The organism is Candidatus Borrelia fainii, from assembly GCF_027925085.1.
Taxonomy (GTDB): domain Bacteria; phylum Spirochaetota; class Spirochaetia; order Borreliales; family Borreliaceae; genus Borrelia; species Borrelia turicatae.
In genome coordinates this window covers 628,879-647,315 of record NZ_AP027070.1, presented here as the reverse complement: position 1 = coordinate 647,315, position 18,437 = coordinate 628,879, and the positions used below count along the sequence as shown (strand labels likewise).

23 protein-coding genes are annotated in these 18,437 nt (G+C 29.2%); all 23 read right to left on the bottom strand.

What is annotated here, in order from left to right; genetic code table 11:
- Positions 1 to 4: 4 nt before the first annotated feature.
- Entirely contained in the window at positions 5 to 334 is a 330-nt protein-coding gene (gene fliE, locus QMG63_RS02985) for a flagellar hook-basal body complex protein FliE (RefSeq protein WP_281861576.1), read from the bottom strand.
- 15 nt (positions 335 to 349) lie between these two features.
- Complete coding sequence (flgC, locus tag QMG63_RS02980) at positions 350 to 808, bottom strand: flagellar basal body rod protein FlgC (RefSeq protein ID WP_281861574.1); 459 nt, start codon at positions 806 to 808, stop codon at positions 350 to 352.
- A gap of 25 nt (positions 809 to 833) precedes the next feature.
- Positions 834 to 1,241, bottom strand: a complete 408-nt coding sequence (gene flgB / locus QMG63_RS02975; protein WP_281861572.1) for a flagellar basal body rod protein FlgB — start codon at positions 1,239 to 1,241, stop codon at positions 834 to 836.
- 33 nt (positions 1,242 to 1,274) lie between these two features.
- The gene (hslU, locus tag QMG63_RS02970) at positions 1,275 to 2,627 is read right to left on the bottom strand and encodes an ATP-dependent protease ATPase subunit HslU (RefSeq protein ID WP_281861570.1); all 1,353 of its coding nucleotides are present in this window, start codon (positions 2,625 to 2,627) and stop codon (positions 1,275 to 1,277) included.
- On the bottom strand, positions 2,627 to 3,169 hold the full coding sequence (gene hslV, locus QMG63_RS02965) for an ATP-dependent protease subunit HslV (protein ID WP_281861568.1): 543 nt from the start codon (positions 3,167 to 3,169) through the stop codon (positions 2,627 to 2,629). The genes hslU and hslV overlap by 1 nt, the downstream gene beginning before the upstream one ends.
- Positions 3,170 to 3,180: 11 nt before the next feature.
- Positions 3,181 to 4,125, bottom strand: a complete 945-nt coding sequence (dprA, locus tag QMG63_RS02960; RefSeq protein WP_281861566.1) for a DNA-processing protein DprA — start codon at positions 4,123 to 4,125, stop codon at positions 3,181 to 3,183.
- A gap of 5 nt (positions 4,126 to 4,130) precedes the next feature.
- Positions 4,131 to 4,820, bottom strand: a complete 690-nt coding sequence (locus QMG63_RS02955) for a tetratricopeptide repeat protein (protein WP_281861565.1) — start codon at positions 4,818 to 4,820, stop codon at positions 4,131 to 4,133.
- Positions 4,821 to 6,017, bottom strand: a complete 1,197-nt coding sequence (gene ftsZ, locus QMG63_RS02950; protein ID WP_281861563.1) for a cell division protein FtsZ — start codon at positions 6,015 to 6,017, stop codon at positions 4,821 to 4,823.
- A 20-nt stretch (positions 6,018 to 6,037) separates the two neighbouring features.
- On the bottom strand, positions 6,038 to 7,279 hold the full coding sequence (gene ftsA / locus QMG63_RS02945) for a cell division protein FtsA (RefSeq protein ID WP_247065476.1): 1,242 nt from the start codon (positions 7,277 to 7,279) through the stop codon (positions 6,038 to 6,040).
- Complete coding sequence (locus QMG63_RS02940) at positions 7,279 to 8,022, bottom strand: cell division protein FtsQ/DivIB (protein ID WP_281861561.1); 744 nt, start codon at positions 8,020 to 8,022, stop codon at positions 7,279 to 7,281. The genes ftsA and QMG63_RS02940 overlap by 1 nt, the downstream gene beginning before the upstream one ends.
- Positions 8,023 to 8,061: 39 nt before the next feature.
- Positions 8,062 to 9,156 (bottom strand): putative lipid II flippase FtsW, encoded by a 1,095-nt coding sequence (gene ftsW / locus QMG63_RS02935; RefSeq protein ID WP_281862096.1) that lies wholly within the window; start codon positions 9,154 to 9,156, stop codon positions 8,062 to 8,064.
- A gap of 16 nt (positions 9,157 to 9,172) precedes the next feature.
- Positions 9,173 to 10,228, bottom strand: coding sequence for a phospho-N-acetylmuramoyl-pentapeptide-transferase (mraY, locus tag QMG63_RS02930; RefSeq protein WP_281861559.1), 1,056 nt, complete (start codon positions 10,226 to 10,228; stop codon positions 9,173 to 9,175).
- A gap of 17 nt (positions 10,229 to 10,245) precedes the next feature.
- Positions 10,246 to 11,637, bottom strand: coding sequence for a UDP-N-acetylmuramoyl-tripeptide--D-alanyl-D-alanine ligase (gene murF / locus QMG63_RS02925; RefSeq protein WP_281861557.1), 1,392 nt, complete (start codon positions 11,635 to 11,637; stop codon positions 10,246 to 10,248).
- Positions 11,638 to 11,655: 18 nt separating this feature from the next.
- Complete coding sequence (locus QMG63_RS02920) at positions 11,656 to 11,937, bottom strand: hypothetical protein (RefSeq protein ID WP_281861555.1); 282 nt, start codon at positions 11,935 to 11,937, stop codon at positions 11,656 to 11,658.
- On the bottom strand, positions 11,930 to 12,823 hold the full coding sequence (rsmH, locus tag QMG63_RS02915; RefSeq protein ID WP_281861553.1) for a 16S rRNA (cytosine(1402)-N(4))-methyltransferase RsmH: 894 nt from the start codon (positions 12,821 to 12,823) through the stop codon (positions 11,930 to 11,932). Before rsmH ends, QMG63_RS02920 begins: the two co-directional genes overlap by 8 nt.
- Complete coding sequence (locus QMG63_RS02910) at positions 12,816 to 13,646, bottom strand: hypothetical protein (RefSeq protein ID WP_281861551.1); 831 nt, start codon at positions 13,644 to 13,646, stop codon at positions 12,816 to 12,818. The genes rsmH and QMG63_RS02910 overlap by 8 nt, the downstream gene beginning before the upstream one ends.
- Positions 13,647 to 13,651: 5 nt before the next feature.
- On the bottom strand, positions 13,652 to 14,725 hold the full coding sequence (locus tag QMG63_RS02905; protein ID WP_281862094.1) for a hypothetical protein: 1,074 nt from the start codon (positions 14,723 to 14,725) through the stop codon (positions 13,652 to 13,654).
- 19 nt (positions 14,726 to 14,744) lie between these two features.
- Complete coding sequence (locus QMG63_RS02900; protein ID WP_281861549.1) at positions 14,745 to 15,503, bottom strand: hypothetical protein; 759 nt, start codon at positions 15,501 to 15,503, stop codon at positions 14,745 to 14,747.
- 28 nt (positions 15,504 to 15,531) lie between these two features.
- Positions 15,532 to 15,954 (bottom strand): P-loop NTPase family protein, encoded by a 423-nt coding sequence (locus QMG63_RS02895; protein ID WP_281861547.1) that lies wholly within the window; start codon positions 15,952 to 15,954, stop codon positions 15,532 to 15,534.
- Positions 15,955 to 16,155: 201 nt separating this feature from the next.
- Positions 16,156 to 16,377, bottom strand: a complete 222-nt coding sequence (locus QMG63_RS02890; protein WP_281861545.1) for a P-loop NTPase family protein — start codon at positions 16,375 to 16,377, stop codon at positions 16,156 to 16,158.
- A gap of 64 nt (positions 16,378 to 16,441) precedes the next feature.
- The gene (locus QMG63_RS02885; RefSeq protein ID WP_281861543.1) at positions 16,442 to 17,278 is read right to left on the bottom strand and encodes an NAD(+)/NADH kinase; all 837 of its coding nucleotides are present in this window, start codon (positions 17,276 to 17,278) and stop codon (positions 16,442 to 16,444) included.
- A complete protein-coding gene (locus tag QMG63_RS02880; protein ID WP_281861541.1) occupies positions 17,268 to 17,798 on the bottom strand; it encodes a chemotaxis protein CheW in 531 nt (176 codons plus the stop codon). The genes QMG63_RS02885 and QMG63_RS02880 overlap by 11 nt, the downstream gene beginning before the upstream one ends.
- 21 nt (positions 17,799 to 17,819) lie before the next feature.
- Positions 17,820 to 18,413 carry an SAM-dependent methyltransferase gene (locus tag QMG63_RS02875; protein WP_281861539.1) on the bottom strand — a complete coding sequence of 198 codons (594 nt, stop codon included), beginning with the start codon at positions 18,411 to 18,413 and terminating at the stop codon, positions 17,820 to 17,822.
- Positions 18,414 to 18,437: the final 24 nt, after the last annotated feature.

Here is an 18,437-nt window from a genome sequence, read left to right as displayed (position 1 = left end):
CTCCTTAACGAATATTAATTACATCTTGATAAGCCTTTATGCTTCTTTCAACAACAGCCTTTGTAATACTTAAATTCATATTAGCTTTAGCCATTGCTATTGTAATATCATGCACATCCACACTATTTGATTGCAAAATAGCTTGTTGAGACATTCTAAACACATCCAATTGGCTATTATTCACATCAGATATTAAATTAAAGAACAAATCTTTGAAAGATTCTGCCTTTACCTCACGTTTAAAGTCAAAACCAGAAAAACTTTTATCAAAATGCAAAGGATTTTTACGAACTAAATAAACATTATTATCTGTAAAAAAAGAATCTACTTCCATTGCTCACAAACCTCCTTAATTCTGCAGTATTGATAATGCACTCCTAAACATTGCTTTGCTACTATTAATGACAGTAGAATTTGCTTCATAAGCGCGAGAAGCAGATATCATATCCACCATCTCTTCAACTACATTCACATTAGAAAATTCCACATAACCCTTGAGATCACCAGATTTTATTGCATCAGGATGAGTTGGATCATACTTTAATTTAAAAGGGGACTTGTCTTTTTCAATACCAGAAACCCTTACACCTTGACCAACTCCATTATCAAGATAATCAGGAACAAAAGGACCCTTCCAATACGGACTTACAACCCTTGGAGAAAAAATTATCCTCTGTCTTCTATAAGAGCCCCCCTCAGAAGTTCTAGTAGTCTCCACATTAGCAATATTATTTGCAATAACATCTAGTCTCAATCTTTGAGCTGTCAAACCCGTTGAAGCAGTATTAATACTTGAAAATAATCCCATATATAATATTCCTTGAGGTTATAACTTATTTTATTACAATATTTACACTTTTAAAATGATGGGCTTGAATATTTGTAAACAAACCATACATCATTTGATTCTGAGAAAGATTTTTCATCTCAGAATCAATATCAACATTATTACCATTATTATTGAGAGTAGAAAGATAATCAAGCATCCTGCGAGGTTTAACATCTAAATATCCCAACTCTTTAAAACCATTCAAGTGTTTACTATTACCCCTTATTAAAGATAAATTATTTGTTCCTTCATTGAAAATTGCTCGTTCAAGCTCAGACTCAAAAGTGACATTACTTCTCTTAAAATTTGGAGTATCTACATTTGCAACATTATCAGCTATAACACTTTGTCTCAAACTAAGCACATCCAAATATCTATGTGCTAAATCAATTGACCTATCAAAAATATTCAAGCTCACATCCTCTATATCACAAAACACTTTTTACTATATTATATAATAAGTTAAGTCTTTTTGTTCGTTAATTTTTATTTTTTCATTAACATAGTCCAAGTTTATTTCAAATTTTTTTAACTTGCTACCGGGTGCTTCAAAAAAAAGATCGGTAAGAATCTTTTCCATAACTCCATGCAACCTTCTTGCTCCAAGATTTTCTCCTTCATAATTCATATCAAAGGCAAATTCAGCAATTCTATCAATCGCTTCTTCACTAAATGTCAAAGTCAAATTATAAACCTTAAACATTGCAATGTACTGTTTTATTAAAGAGTTTTTAGTGTGTTTTAAAATATTTTTGAAATCATTTACACTTAAACTTTTAAGTTCAACCTTAATTGGAAACCTACCTTGAAGTTCTGGTATTAAATCAGATGGCTTTGATAAATTAAAAGCACCTGCAGCAATAAACAAAATATGAGAAGTATCTACTATCCCATATTTTGTATTAACCTTAGATCCCTCAACAATTGGCAAAATATCTCTTTGAACTCCTTCTCTAGATATATCATTTCCTGTTCTATTCTTAGTAACTATCTTATCGATCTCATCAATAAAAACAATTCCCATATTTTCAACTCTTGATTTGGCAACCTCTACAATATTCTCATAATCCACTAACTTTTCAAGCTCTTCAGATATAATTATTTCCCTGGCTTTTTTTATTTTTAATTCCCGTCTCTTCTTCCTATCAAATATATTATTAATCAATCCTCCAACACTCATATCAATCTCTTCTAAATTACTACCAGAAAATATTTCGATAGTAGAAATGGGCATTTTTCCTGAAACATAAATATCAATAAGATTATCATCAATATCCCCACTTCTTAATTGTTTCCTAAACTTATTTCTTAATTTATCACGAATTTTTCTTTCTTCTTCACTTGTATTACCATTCTCAGAACTCTCAGAAGTTTTCAAAAGCTTGTCAATTATTCTCTCCTCAGCACGCCTGTTTGCCTCTTCACGAACAGAATCATACATCTCTTCTCTTACCATATTCACCGCAATACTCATCAAATCACGAATCATAGACTCAACATCACGACCCACATAACCTACCTCGGTATATTTTGTAGCTTCAACTTTAATAAAAGGAGCCTTAATAAACTTTGAAAGCCTTCTTGCAATCTCAGTTTTACCAATTCCAGTTGAACCAACCATAATAATGTTTTTAGGCATGACATCATCTCTTATTTCCTTGGGAAGCTTAGATCTTATATATCTATTAACAAGAGCAATTGAAACCAATTTCTTAGCCTCAACTTGTCCTATTATATATTTATCTAGTTCTGCAACAATATCTTTAGGTACTATATTTTGATTTTCAGTCTTATCCATCAACTAATCTCCTCAATCACGATATTTGAATTTGTATATATACAAACTCTTGCTGCTACCTTTAAAGATTTAAAAGCAATATCAGCAGCACTTAATTTTTTATTTTCCATATAAGCAAGCGCAGCTGAATATGCATAATTTCCTCCACTACCAATCGAAATCACATCTTCTTCAGGCTCAATAACATCTCCAGTACCTGAAATTAATAAAATATTTTCAGAATCAGCTACGAGCATCATTGCTTCAAGTTTATGAAGTATTTTGTCAGACCTCCAATCTTTTGCAATCTCTACAGCAGCTCTCTTAATATCAATAATTCCATCTTCTCTAGCTTTAACCTTTTCTTCAAACTTCTCAAAAAGAGTAATAGCATCAGAAGTTGAACCTGCAAATCCCGCTAAAATTTTTCCATTAAGCAATTTTCTTATTTTAATAGCATTGGATTTTAAAACAGTATATCCAAAAGTCACTTGTCCATCTGCTGCTACTACAGTTTTACCACCTCTTCTTATTGCAATAACTGTAGTTCCTTTAAAACTCATGATGTCCCCCCCTATTTAGATATTTCATTCAATAACTCATTAATAAGCATACTCGATGTATCCTTGCATACACAACAGACCTTTGAGTCATCACTAATTTCAGGCTCATTATACTGAACATTTAGTATCTTATAAAGATCTGACACCGATTTTATCTCTTGAGCTCCAGAATCATATAAAATTTTAGAACCATCACCAGAATAATCAATATTATAAACATAAACATCAAGACCCAAATCAAGTCCAAGCTCAGCAGTAATTAAAGCTCCTGATTTCTTTGGTGCACAAGTAATAAAAATAACATCTGAAAGACCAGCTACTATTCTATTTCTCTTTGCAAAAAAGTAATTTTGTATCTTCTCATAAGGCAAAGTTTCAGTAAGAACACCTCCACCATTTTCTAAAAGGCAAGCAACATATTTTCTATTTTGCTTTGGATAAATATTATCAATATCTGTTGCAATAACTGCATATGTTCTTTTTTTCTCATTTATTGCACCAAGATGCGCTGCGATATCAGCTCCTATTGCAAATCCAGATATTATCTCCACATGATTCTTAGCAAGATGAGACGACAACTCTTTAACTTTACTGGCCAACACTCTACTAATTTGTCTTGAACCAACAACAGCCCAAGACAAAGAATTAGGATCTGGAAGATTACCTTTATAATAAATAGCAAACGGAGGATTATAAATCCTCTTAAGCTTTAAAGGATAATCCTTAGATCCAAGAACAGCAATTCTTGAACTTGTTTTATTAATAATTTTTTGTTGCATCTCTATTAATTTTAAATCTGGAAGTTTATAGTCTCTCCTAAAAACCCTAGATAAATAATTAGAAATATCTCTTAAACTTAATTTACAAAGACAACTTAAATCAAAATCATTAAAAATCCTAAGTTTCTCTTCACCCTTTAAAAATCTTAAATTATCAACATAAAGCAATTTAAACATAAAAGTTACTTAAAATTATTCATTATTTTATCAACTCCATCTATTTGCTCTTGAGTTAAGGCTTTATCCTTTGCCTTCTTGTAAAACAACAAAGCATTATCAAAATCACCAAGAGAATAATAGTTTGCACCCCTCAGCATAAAAAATTCAAAATAACTCTCTCCCATAGACTCAAGTCTACTTAAATATCCTTTAGCTTCCAACTGTTTATCAAGGTCATAAACATACATAGTAGAGAGAGCAAAAATCGCCTCTTTAAAATCATCTTTAATAAAGATTGATTTTAAAAAAGAATCTTCAGCAAGAATAAAATATTCACGAACCTTTTCTTTGGTTTCAAACCCCTTAGCTAAATTATAAGAAGAAACTCCTATATAAAAATGAGATAAATGATTATTAGGACCATATTCCAAATTTTTATTAAAATACTCAATAGCAGGTCCATATTGACCAAACCTAATAAGCTCAAGTCCAATCAAACTAAAAAATCTAGCCTTTTTATCAATTGAATTTATTATTTTTAAAATATTTTGCTCTTCTTTATCAATAAATTCCTTATAAACCTCAATTTTTTCTAATGAACCACCACCTGCTATCTCTATCTCTCTTATTCTAAGTCCAAGATTTACTTTTTCCTTAGATTCATCTCCACAAGAAATAATTAAAAACAAAAATATTAGTATCCATCTTTTCATTCAATTATCGCTATTTTTTTTATTTAAATTTCTAAGAAATGTAGGAACATCAATATCATCTTCAAAATAATTAACATTTTTTGACTTCGCTATAAAATTATCATTCGCCTCATAAACATTCCCTGAAGCATCTTGACTACCTGACATCAAACTATCAAATTCTTTTGAACTTAAAGTATTATTTTCAACAACACCAGATAAATCTTTCTGTTTTTTGGAAGAAAAACCAGTCGCAACAACTGTAACATAAATCTCATCATCAAGATTTGAATTAATTGCATGCCCATATATTACGGTAGCCTCATCATCAACACTAGCCGTAATAATCCCCATAATTTCTTCAAGTTCAAGCAATGAAAAATCTTCACCTCCGGTTATATTAACAAGAAGCCCTTTAGATCCTTCTATTCTAATCTCCTCAAGCAAAGGATTACTAATAGCAGAAGTAGCCGCATCAACAGCCCTATTTTCACCCTTACCATAACCAATACCCATCAAAGCATCACCTTGTCCTTGCATAATGCTTTTAACATCAGCAAAATCAATATTAACTTCGCCATGCTCAATAATAAGACCTGCGATTCCCTGCACACCCATCCTTAAAACATCATCAGCCCTTTTGAAGGCATCCTTAATAGTAGTTCGCTTATCAACAACAGTCAAAAGTTTTTGATTTGGAATAATGATTAAAGTATCAACAGATTTTCTTAAATTATTTATTCCTTGTTCAGCAAGCCGCATCTTCTTAGGGCCTTCAAATTTAAAAGGTTTAGTAACAACTCCAACAGTTAAAATTCCAAGTTCTTTAGCCACTTGAGCAATAACAGGTGCAGCTCCTGTTCCAGTTCCTCCGCCCATTCCAGCAGTAATAAATACCATGTCAGCACCCGCTAGATGATTTTTAATAATATCAATATCTTCTTCTGCAGCAGCTTGTCCAATCTCAGGCCTCCCACCAGCCCCAAGACCTGAAGTAACTTTAGCACCAAGCGCAATCTTTATTGGAGCAATAGAAGTTTGAAGAGCTTGAAGATCAGTATTTGCTACAATAAACTCAACATCTCTTACTCCATATTCAATCATACGATTGACAGCGTTACTACCGCCACCGCCTGCACCAATTACTTTAAGAACTGTAGGATTTGTAGCAGAATCAAACCTTTTTGAATGACTATCAATAATATTATAATCTTTCATTAAACTTCCTCCATGACTGGTCAAAACCATTCCTTCAAAAACCAACCTTTCAATTTTGAAGATATTTTACTTTGTCTCTTAGATTTATTATTTCCCTTCTTTAATTTATTGAATTTTTGCTGTTCATGCTTATAAAGAACAAGACCAAGAGCTGAGGAAAATTTAGGACCAATATACTCCTCTCCAACTCCATTAATATTCATTGGGAATCCTATTCTTGATGGATATTTAAATATTTCTTCTGTTAAATTAGAAATACCAGGAAACAAAGAGCCTCCCCCAGTTAAAACAATTCCTCCATTAATCTTATTATAAAGCCCTCTCTTCATTATTTCAGCTTTTATCATCTCAAAGATCTCACTTAATCTTGAATTAATTATTATAGCCAATTCTTTTCGACTTTTCTCTTGAGGCGGCCTGGTTCCAAGATTAGGAATAATAACACTTTCCACTTGACTCTCAAGAGCAGAAATATGAGCAACACCAGCCGTTATTTTAATATTTTCAGCAATATCTTCAGGTACTTTCCACACTTGTGCAATATCAAGAGTAACTCTATTTGCACCTATAGGAATTACTCCGGTATAATAAGGAGAACCATCAACATAAAGAATTATGTCTGTTGTACCTTTACCCATGTCAACAAACAAAACCCCCATTTCCCTCTCTTCCTTAGATAAAGTAGCATAAGATGAAGCCAAACTTCCAAGCACAATTTCATCAACAGAAAACCCAGCACGATTCACACACCTAACTAAATTCTGACTTGAAGAACTAGATCCAGTAATAATATGCACTTCACCCTCAAGGCGAATTCCCATCATATCTATTGGATTTTTTATATGAGGAATTCCATCCACAATAAATTCCTGAGGAATTACATGTAAAATTTCTCTATCCATCGGAATCACGATTGCCTTAGCAGCCTCAATAACACGCTCAACATCTTCATTATCAATCTCTCTGGTTTTTGAATTTATTGCAACAACCCCACGAGAATTAGTACCCTCAATACTACTACCTGACATAGACACAGAAAGAGCGGCAATATCACACCCAGAAATAAGTTCAGCAGCTTCAATAGAACTAGAAATTGAATCGAGTGCAGCTTCAATATTTATAAGAACACCTTTCCTAACCCCTCTTGATACACTAGTGCCTATTCCAACTATTTCCAACTGATTATTTAAGTTTACCTCAGCTACAACAGTACAAATCTTTGAAGTTCCAACATCTAATCCCACTATCAAATCCCTAGACACTAATCTTCTCCTAACAAAATGATATTACCGCTTCTTAAATCAACAGTATCAGACCTTCCCTTAAGCAAATCAGATATCAAGAATACCTTATGCATTACACTTATTAAATCCATATCCGTTGTTATTAATATCTTATTATATATATTTTTTATATACAAAAAAATCTTGTAATCATAAAAATTCAACTTCAAAAAATTAATTTCCGATATTAAATTATACAAAGTATTTTGATTTATTTTAACATAGTTAAGGTTCTTTATAATAGAAAGCATTCTATCTTCTAAAAAATCGCCAACTTCATTACCATTTAAATTTAATCCACTAACTATAGGTAAATCATAAATTAAATTTTTACACTTTTCCAAAATTAAACCGTCTGAAGCAATAAAATAATAAATAAAACCGCCATCAACATTTTCATAAGCAGTAACGATAGGAACTCTTCTCTCAATATTAATGCTAATTGTATTAGGAAATTTAAGTTTTACCGTCACATTTTTTACCCTTAGATCTCTCATAATATTTTTCTCATAAACATTAACATCAGCATCATAATAATAAGTATTAGGCTTAATTCCTGAAATACTCAATATCTCTTCCTTAGAAATATGAATACTATCATTAAAACTAATGTATCTGATTAGAAAATAAGGAGAAATAAAAATAATAAAAACAATCTCAAGTAGTATAAGAGAAATTATTACATAAATATATATAATCAAAAATTTTTTATAAATCAACATAAATTTAAGCTTAAATTATCATTTTGATAAAACTTCAAACTATTCACCCTCAACATCTCTAGAAACATTTGCAATAAGTCCAGAAAGAGCCATTGTAACAACAATAGAAGAACCACCTGATGAAAAAAATGGTAAATTTATACCTGTAGGCGGTAAAAGACCAATTGCAATTAAAATATTCATGATGCTTTGAAGAAAAATTGTAAGACTTGCAATAAACGCAATAAAAAATCTAAATCTGGTTTTAGCAAAAAGGGCAACAAAATACCCAAGATAGAACAATAAAAAAAATAATACAATAGCAAGACAAATCCCAAAAAACCCTAACTCCTCTCCAAGCACAGAAAAAATAAAATCAGAATTAGCCTCTGGAAGTTTGCCAAGCTTTACCTCACCCATTCCAAGCCCTCTCCCCCCAAGACCACCACTCTTAAAAGCATTAAGTGATGCAATTATTTGATATCCTTTTCCCAAAGGATCATCATAAGGATCTAAAAATGCAAAAATTCTAGCAACTCTGTAAGGTTCAAATATTAAAAAAAGCATAGCAATTGGAATAAAAGTAAATAAAATAACAAAAACATATCCCAATGACATTCCAGAAACAAATAAAACAATAAAAAAAAGCATAGCAAAATAAATAGCCGTTGAATAATCATTTTGCAAAATTATGAGCAACCAAAAAATACCAAAAATTAACATTGGCTTTAACCAATAAGAAATATTATTATCTGACTTTAATCTAAATCTACTCAAATAACTCGCAAGATAAATCGTAAAAGATACCTTAAAAATCTCTGAAGGCTGAATACTAACGCCTTTTAAAAATATCCACCTTTGTGTTCCTGAAACACTAGGGGAGAAAAAAGTTGCCAAAACCAATGTAAAAGTTACAAGCAATATAATAGAAACAATTTTTTTTAAAAAATCTAAAGAAATCCTTTCAAAGACAAAAAATACAACAAAACTTAAAAAAAGATATTTAAGACGCATTAAGAATAAAAAATTAGGGTCTCCTGTAAGTTCTAGACTTAAAAAAAATGAAGATGTATAAAATACAACAAGACCATAAGCAATAAGAGACCATAAAACAAGTAAATAACATTTTCTAATAGAGGTTCTCTCTACAAACATAAATATCAATTTAAACTCATCTAATCTTAAGAGTGCTTAAAGCAATTATAGCAAATATTAAACCTATTATCCAAAATCTAATAACAACCTGCATTTCAGACCACCCAAGCTCCTCAAAATGATGATGCAGTGGTGCCATTTTAAAAACCCTTTTCTTAGTCTGCTTATAAACTACAACTTGAACAATTACAGATAAAGTTTCAACCACAAAAACCCCTGCAAGAATTGCAAAAAGAATCTCACTCTTTAAAATTAAAGCTGTCATCCCAAGAACCGCCCCGATTGAAAGACTACCAGTATCACCCATCATTATTTTAGCAGGATACGCATTAAACCACAAAAATCCAAAACTACCGCCAAGTAAAGCTCCAAGAAATACTACAAGTTCTTCAGTACCTTTAATATTTGGAATATTTAAATAAGATGCAAAATCTACTCTACTTGTAAGATATGCAATTATTACTAGAGCTCCTGTTACAACAATACTAAGTCCAATAGCAAGTCCATCAAGTCCATCTGTCAAATTAAAAGAATTAGATGCAGATATTAAAACAAACATCCCAAATGGAATATATAAAACTCCTAAATCTAATTTAAGAGACTTAAAAAAAGGGAAATAAATTATACTAACATGCTCATCACCAAAATAATAAAGCATAGTAACTGAAATACAAGAAAACAATATTTGCCCATAAATCTTAAATCGAGGATTAAGCCCATCTGAATTTTTTCTCTTTATTTTTAGCAAATCATCCATAAATCCTAAGCAAGCAAAACTAATCATGACAAAAAGTATAATTAAAAAGTAAATATTCCAAAAATCAATCCAGAAAAATAAAGAAACTAAAACACAAAAAAAAATAAAAATGCCTCCCATAGTAGGAATTCCTATCTTTTCACTTAAATGGCGTTGTGGTCCATCTTTCCTTAAGATTTGATCTAGTTTTAGTTTTTTAAGTCTTAAAATAATAAATGGACCAAAAATTAATGCAAGCAAAAATGCAAAAATAGTAGCATAAGCGGTTCTAAAAGTAATATATTTCAACAATCTAAGTCCTAAAAGACAAAACATATCCCCCCCATTAGTCCTTAAAGATAATCAAGAACCCTTTCAAGTCTATTTGACCTTGACCCTTTAATAGCAATAAAACACTCAGATTCCAAATTCTTCAAAAAATAGTCAATAAAATTTTCAAAATTACTAAAATAAAATAAATTATTTAGGGTTAAGTTTTCAAATTTTTTTACTTCTTGAAATTCTTCACCAATTAAAAAACCTTTATCAAAATTCATTAAAACAACTTCCCTAATCGCCGTTTTATGTGCCTCATACGCAAATTTTCCAAGTTCTTTAAAAGCACCAAGAATAATAAATTTTTTACCCTTTATCTCAAGATCCAAAATCATCTCCTTTAAAGCCATAAATGAACCTAAATTACCATTATAAGAATCATTCAAAACCAAATAATCCTTTATTCTTAAAAGCTCTGCCCTACCTTTTTGAAAATCAGCATTCAATAAACCATTACGAATCTCATTTTCACTAAGGCCAAGCAACAAAGCTAAATTAATACAAGATATTGCATTGAAAATATTATGCTGACCTGGTAATAAAATCGAATAATCAAACCCTTTATAAGTAAAATCATAAAAAAATTTATCATTTACAAATGCAAATGATCTAATTTGAAGACTATAAAAATCAAAATAAAAAATATTAATCCCTGGATTAATAGATTTAGCCATTATTCTTAAATGTAAATGATAAGGACAATTCTCATTTAAAATTACTATCTGAGTACTCTTAGTCATGATTTTACCCTTCTCAGCAGTAACAACCTCTAGATCTTCAAAAGCTTGCATATGAGCATAACTTATATTTGTTACAATAACAATTTCGGGATTTAATATTTCAGCAAGAAGGTTCATCTCTCCAACATAGCTAATCCCCACTTCAAAAACAGCATACTCCTCATTTCCTTCAGTTCTCAAAATACTCAAAGGCAACCCAATATCCGAATTTAAATTTCCCCAAGTTTTGCAAGTTTTATATCTCTCTGACAATATGCTGTAAAGCATCTCTTTTGTTGTAGTCTTTCCATTACTACCAGTAATAGCTATCCTCTTAAAACTTGTTCTTTTAATAAAATGTGATGCTAAGTTTTGAAGGAAAACAACCACATTACTAGTAAGCAAAAAAACCAAATTTTCATCTCTGTTTAAATATTCAATACACAAACTCTCACAATCTTTAGAGCACACAAAACATTTAACACCCATATCAATTAAATATTCGACAAAAGAAAATCCATCCACTCTATCACCTTTACATGCAAAATAAAGACTAGCACTACTATTTTTAGCATTAATTTCACGACTATCAAGCGAATAAAATGATACAATCTTTTGCATACTACTTGCATAACCAACAAATTTAATATCCTTTAGAGAATCTAAAATGTCTTCAATTTTTATATGCACTAAAAACCCTCATAAAGCCTATCGTTTAATAACATTTATATCCTTATTATCCTTTTTTTCTAAATTCAAATAATCTTTACTAAGCTCTTCTATCCTATCAATACTTTGAAGTTCATATATTACGGTTAACAACCTAAGATTTTCATCAATAATATTACTTTGTTCATTATTTAAATCTTCAAACTCACGCAACTTTACAACATATCTAAAATTAAGATAAATATTTAAGCATATTATAATTGTTAATATCAAAATCAATAAAAAGTATAATTTAACTTCAATTTTTCCCATTTTACTCATATAATTTTTTGATGACTCTAAGCTTAGCACTTCTTGATGCATTATTAAATCTCTTCTCTTCAAAGGTTGGAATTATAGGCTTTTTAGTAAGTATACAATATTGTTCCTTGCTTAAACCTTTAAAAAACTCTTTTACAATTTTATCTTCCAATGAATGAAATGTAACAATAGCCAAGACGCCATTCTTTGATAAGCTTTCTACCCATAATGGCAAGCTTCGCTTTAAACGAAAAAGTTCATCATTAACATAAATTCTTAACGCTTGAAAAGTTTTAGTTGCAGGATTTATTTTAAGCTTTATCCTAGGATAGGCTTTGCTAACTATATTCTGCAGCTCTCTTGAAGTTTCTATTTTCTTAATTTTTCTATATTCTAAGATAGATTTAACAATTCTTCTAGAATAACGTTCACCACTTAATTCATAGATTAAATTTTCAAGTCTTTTTTTGTCAAAAGCATTGACAACATCATAAGCACTAAGACCTCCAGCACCAGGATTCAGCCTCATATCTAACCTTTCATCTTCAAAAAAAGAAAATCCCCTACCACTCATTTTGTAATGAAACATGGAAATACCAAGATCAGCTAAAATAAAATTGATTTTACTACTTAAAGGATATTCACTAAAGAAATCATCAAACCAAGCATTAAAATATGAAATTTTCCCCTTAAATTCTATAAGAAACTCTTTTGCCCTATTTAAAACAATGTCATCCCTCTCAATCCCAATCACATTTATGTTTTGATACTTCTTAAGCACTGCACTTGAGTGCCCACCTTCCCCAAGAGTACAATCAACAAAAACAAACCCATCATTTATATTTGATGCCTCTAAAAGATTAATAATTTCATCAAGAAGTACAGGTACATGAAAAATATTACCCATTAAGTGTAAACCTATAAATTAAACTATTTTCGGTATTATAAACATCTCCATATTTGATCTTAATTTCGTTATGACCGCTAATAAACTCAAGATTATTTATCTGAATGTTTCCATTATCTCTTTTTATGTTAAAAAGATCTAAATTATAATCTTTATTCTCAAAAACAACATATGAATTACTGTTTAAAGACATGCTCTGAAAATCAGCACGAAAAATACTGTTATTATTTAAAAACACTTCAAAATAGTAAATACCACTAATAGCCTTTGAAACACCAATATCTTTTTTCAAAAAATTTAAAACAAGACTATAATCATCCAATTCTAAATCTAAATCAATATCCTCCTTTAACTCAAACATTGCATCATCCTTACCTTTTAAAAGGATATTACCTAATAAAAAGGAAGAATTGATATTTAAATTATTTCTATTCTTTATCACAAATAAAGGATTAATTATATGTCCACTATAATAATCAACAACTACTACATCAAAAACTTTACTATCATTCTTTAAAAAAATTTTCTCATTTTTGTATATAAAATCACCAAAAATTTCCAAATTAAACCCCAAATCTTTATCAAAAATGATCAAAATGCTTCCATCATATTCACTAACCTTATTCTTGGAATACAAAATCTTATAATTGTTTGAAAAAATAGAAAAGTGTGTATCTAAAGCTCTCAATTTTATACCAATACTTAAAGTATCATCTCGAAATTCTCCAAAATCACTTACCAAATCAAACTTCTCATCCTTTCCAAACTCCAAAAACGCATACAAATTAAAAAAATTAAAGAAAAAAAGAAAAGCAATTATCATTACAACTACAACCCTAAATACTTTAAATCACTATCATCATTAAAATATAAAATTCCTTCATCAAATTCAACATATGAATTTACCTTATCTTTAAAAAAGATATTATCAAATAAATTATAAGAATCTACAGAATAAGTCCTTATATTGATTATACTACCACTTAAATCATAGAAATATATCCTATACACTCTAGAAAAAGGATCATAAGAGGCTTTTAAAACAGAATTTTTATTATCAACTTTAAAAATTTTACCACTGTTAATATTAAGTATTAAAAATGAATTTGCAGTCTCAACAAACAAATTATAAAATTTATCAATCTTAAAAAAAGGATTAAAATCCTTAATCTTTAAATTTGTTAAATATAAAAACTGATTATATCCATCCTCTAAGTTAAAAATTTCTAGAGAGTATTCCTCATTTCCCCTTAAAATACATAAATATTTATTATTTAAACTTAACTTAAGACATATAATTGGCAAACCAACACTTAATAAATCACCACCATAAATCATTTTTCCACGTTTATACACATAAGTCTTGCCATCAGAAAGTCCTAAAGCCAAAACATCATCATTATAATCAATACTTAATATTGAAGCTATAAATTTTAAAGACAAAATTTTACTTCCATCGGCTCCATAAACTTCTAAGGCCTTATGTAAATTATTTAAAGCAAAAACAACATTATCTTTTGTAAAAACAAAATCCTTATATGCCAAAGAAAACAAAAATTTATCTGTCTTTCTAGAAAATACAGAATAATTATTTTTAAACCTGTTAAGCACATAATAATAGTCTGAAAAACTTACTAAACGATCACTTACAACATGATAACCATATTTATTGGGATCTAGATTCAAAATTTGATTAGCAATAAAAACATTACGCCTTGCAACAGTATCAACCAAATTATCAAACTTCTTAAAGTAATTAAACTTATAAAAAATTGAAATATCAATGGTTGCTTTCAAGATAGAATCAGTTAATACTATGAATATCAATAAAAAAATTGATAACAAAAAAATTTTGATCTTTCTAAATCGAATTGAATTTTCTTTACAAAGATTCACACTTATTAAAATCCTCCCCTCAAACTCACCTACTCTTGCTCAAATCCGACTGAAATTTAACAGACCAAACTTCATAAAATTTTGAAAACTTCTCAGCTATCGCTTTCTGAGAAGTAATAGTAGCTAAAGTTTTTCCGGCCTGAATGTAACCTAAAATCTGTTCTGAAAGTCCATAGATCCCATTTACTTCATATCTTGCTCTTAACAAAAATGCTCCTTCCTCTAAAAGATCTAAAGATTTAATAAGATGAGCTAATTGAACCTTATAAAAAGGACTATCAATAACTAAATTTTTTGACAAATTCTTAAAATCAATAAAATTTTTAACCAAAACAATAAATTTAAGATATATATCTTCTAAAAAGAGAATCGCTTTAGAATCACCTTTGCTAAAATACATCCCCAAATCAATAAGATATCCTAACTTTCTAATAATCAAAAACCGTTCTTTAGGATCTAAATTAAGCACAGATTCATTATCCATAAGTTCCCCAAAAGAAATAAATAAAACAGGACTTACAAACAACGAAAAATCAGAAATAAAACTAAAAAGATTCACTCGAAAATCATAGTTAACTTTTAATCTAGGTTTTGTGTAAAAATAATTTAATGATGCAATATAACTTAGAACATTTAAATTTAAGTTAATAAAATTAACCGTAACATCCAAATCCAGTGCAAATTTATCGGACTTTTTTATGTCTTTTATATCTTTTAAAGTTTTCAAAATAAGATCATCAATAAATAAAATTTTTTGATAATTTTCATTATGAACTAAATCCATAAATACCCACTAATATCATTATTACCTTTTAAAAACTTTTCTCATGTTGAAAGATAATATCATTAACATTTCCGCTAAACATGCGAGCAACTTTTGAAACACGATCATTATCCAATAATAAACAAGCATGAACATAAGTTCTATCTTTAGTATATTCCTTTTTTACCAAAATATGATAATTTGAAAGATTTGCAATATTATCAAGATGAGTAACAACAAATATTTGCATATTTTTTGACAATTTTTTTAAATACTTGCCCAAATTCTTCCCAGACTCACCCCCTATACCAGAATCAATGTCATCAACCATTTTTTCACATTTTTCTTTACTATCTTTATGCAATTTCTCTTTCGAAACAAAATTATCATAATCATTTAAATATTGAATATATTCTTCATAGACTAATCTATATTTTTCCAATTGAGAATTTAAATTAGCATAATTATCCAAAATCTTCAAATTATTTGAGGGGTTTCTCAAAATTAAATACTGTTGATTTTGAAGATGCACCTCAATCAACATAGTAAAAATTGACTTTAATATGGTACTAGAAATTGGTTTATTATTAATATAATAACTATTTAAAAGAGTCTTTGAGGATTCAAATATAATTACTTTTTTTATAATAATAAAATCTAGGGCTAACATAGCTTAAAAAAATAAATACTCCTTAACATCACTATTTACCCTAAACTTGGCAAGTAAAATATATTTCTGTTTTTCACTAGTAATTATATTACTTTTAATTTTTTCACCAAATAAATAATAAATTGTTAATAATAAGCTTTTTCCACTTCCAAACTCACCTATAAACGTTATCAATTCCTTACTTAGCTTAATAGAAAGCTCTTTAACTAAAACAAAATTTTTCACAAAAAATTCAACTAACATACAAAATTTTAAAACAAGCTATATTTATATTATAAAACGCTATACATTATAATAACTTATTTTTAAGCCTTCTAACAAAAGTATCTGTACAAAATGATGCAAAACGTAAACTCTTATTATCAAGTCCCAATTCAAAAATAATATCAACCCCAAATTTACCAATATTAACGCCATCAACGAAAATTGATGCTGAGTTTAACGCATATCCTTTCTGAAATGAAAGTGAAAGCTTACTCCTGCTTGAAAAGATAAAGGAACGATTATAAACAGAATGTGGAGAAATAGGAGTTAGGATAAAAGCCCGAAGATCTGATTCTAAAATAGATCCACCTGCCGAAAAAGAATATCCGGTTGAACCTGTAGGAGTTGCAAATATTATTCCATCACTCCTATATGAGAGAAAATCTTCTGAATTCACCCTAAGATTTACATAAATCAACTTATTAATAACACTAGAACGAATAATTACATCATTTAAAGCATATTTGGTAAACACATTATTTCCATTCTTATAAGCACTAATATTAAGTAAATATTTACTATGAATAACTAAAGAATTATCAAAAAATTTATCTATAACCTCTTTAAAAGCAATAGGTTTTATGTCTGCTAAAAATCCTACCTTGCCTAAATTTATTGAAATAATTGGAATATCAATATCATTTTTTAAAAGCAAGCTACTAGCTAATAAAACCGTACCATCTCCACCCAAAGTTATTGCAAGAATTAAATTATCCTCAGTTAACACCTCTAAAGATTTATCAATTCCTGCAAATAAACTTAAAACACCATATTTATGTTCTAAATATTTTTGTATTTCATAAGCAAGAACCTCAGCATCTAAATTTGAATAATTCACGTAAATGAGAACCTTACTCTTCATTATTCTCCTTATATGGAATTTGTGCAAATTCACCCTTGTCAAATATCCGTTCAATATCAATTAAAATTAAGTATTCACTCTCAAAATTTTCCTCATTCTCAATTTTAACAACCCCAGATATGTATTTTCTATCCAAAGTTTGCAAGGTCGCAGGGGGTTCTTGTATCTTTGATATATCAAAGCTAATAACCTTGAGAACTTTATCTACAAATATTCCTAAAAGCTTATCTTTGATATTCACTATTAAATAACCTGTTAAAAGTTTATCTTCTTCCGTTACATAAACAGAAGGGATTTTAAATCTAATATTTAAATTTATTAAAGGAATAACACTCCCTCTAAGATTATAAATACCCGTAATATAATCAGGAACATTGGGTATTGCATATATACCTTCCAAAGGCACTTTAATTACTTCCCTAATGTGATCTATTGCAACCCCATAACTCTCTTTGCCTATCTTAAAACATGCAACTTGTAAATGAGATTTTTTTTCCATAATTCTTTCTTTCATAAACATATCCCAACACCCTTAAATACTTTAAATATTTGTATCTAACTTAATAAAATCCTTAGATAAAAAATAAATCTCAAAGGAATTCTTCCGCACAGCTTTAGGTCTAATTTTTTTGACAATCTTAAAACAACTCTTAAGCTTATAAAAAAGCTGTTCTTCCTCGCCTCCTTGAAAAACCTTAAGTAATAAATTACCACCTTTTACCAAAATTTTAGACGCCAATTCAACTATTCTCATATTCAAATTAAAAGAATTACTTGTATCAACTAATCTATTACCAGTAGTCTTAGGAGCTGCATCACTTATAATTAAACTATAAGGTGCAAAAGTCTCGATCTTTTGACAAACCTCATCTATATATATATTACCTTTGATAAAATAAAAATTATTAGTAAAATTAAGATCTATATCATTAAGGTCAACTGCAACAAGTACCCCATCTTTAAGGTTACCATAAGTATATTGAGAAAAACTGCCAGGAGACGCTCCAATATCCAATATATTGCCAGAGGAAAATAAAGCAAATCTCTTATCAATTTCTATCAATTTATAAACAGATCTAGCAAGATATCCTTCTTTTTTAGCTCTTCGTGAATATTCATCAACAACATTATACATATCAATACTCTGCAATATACTCAA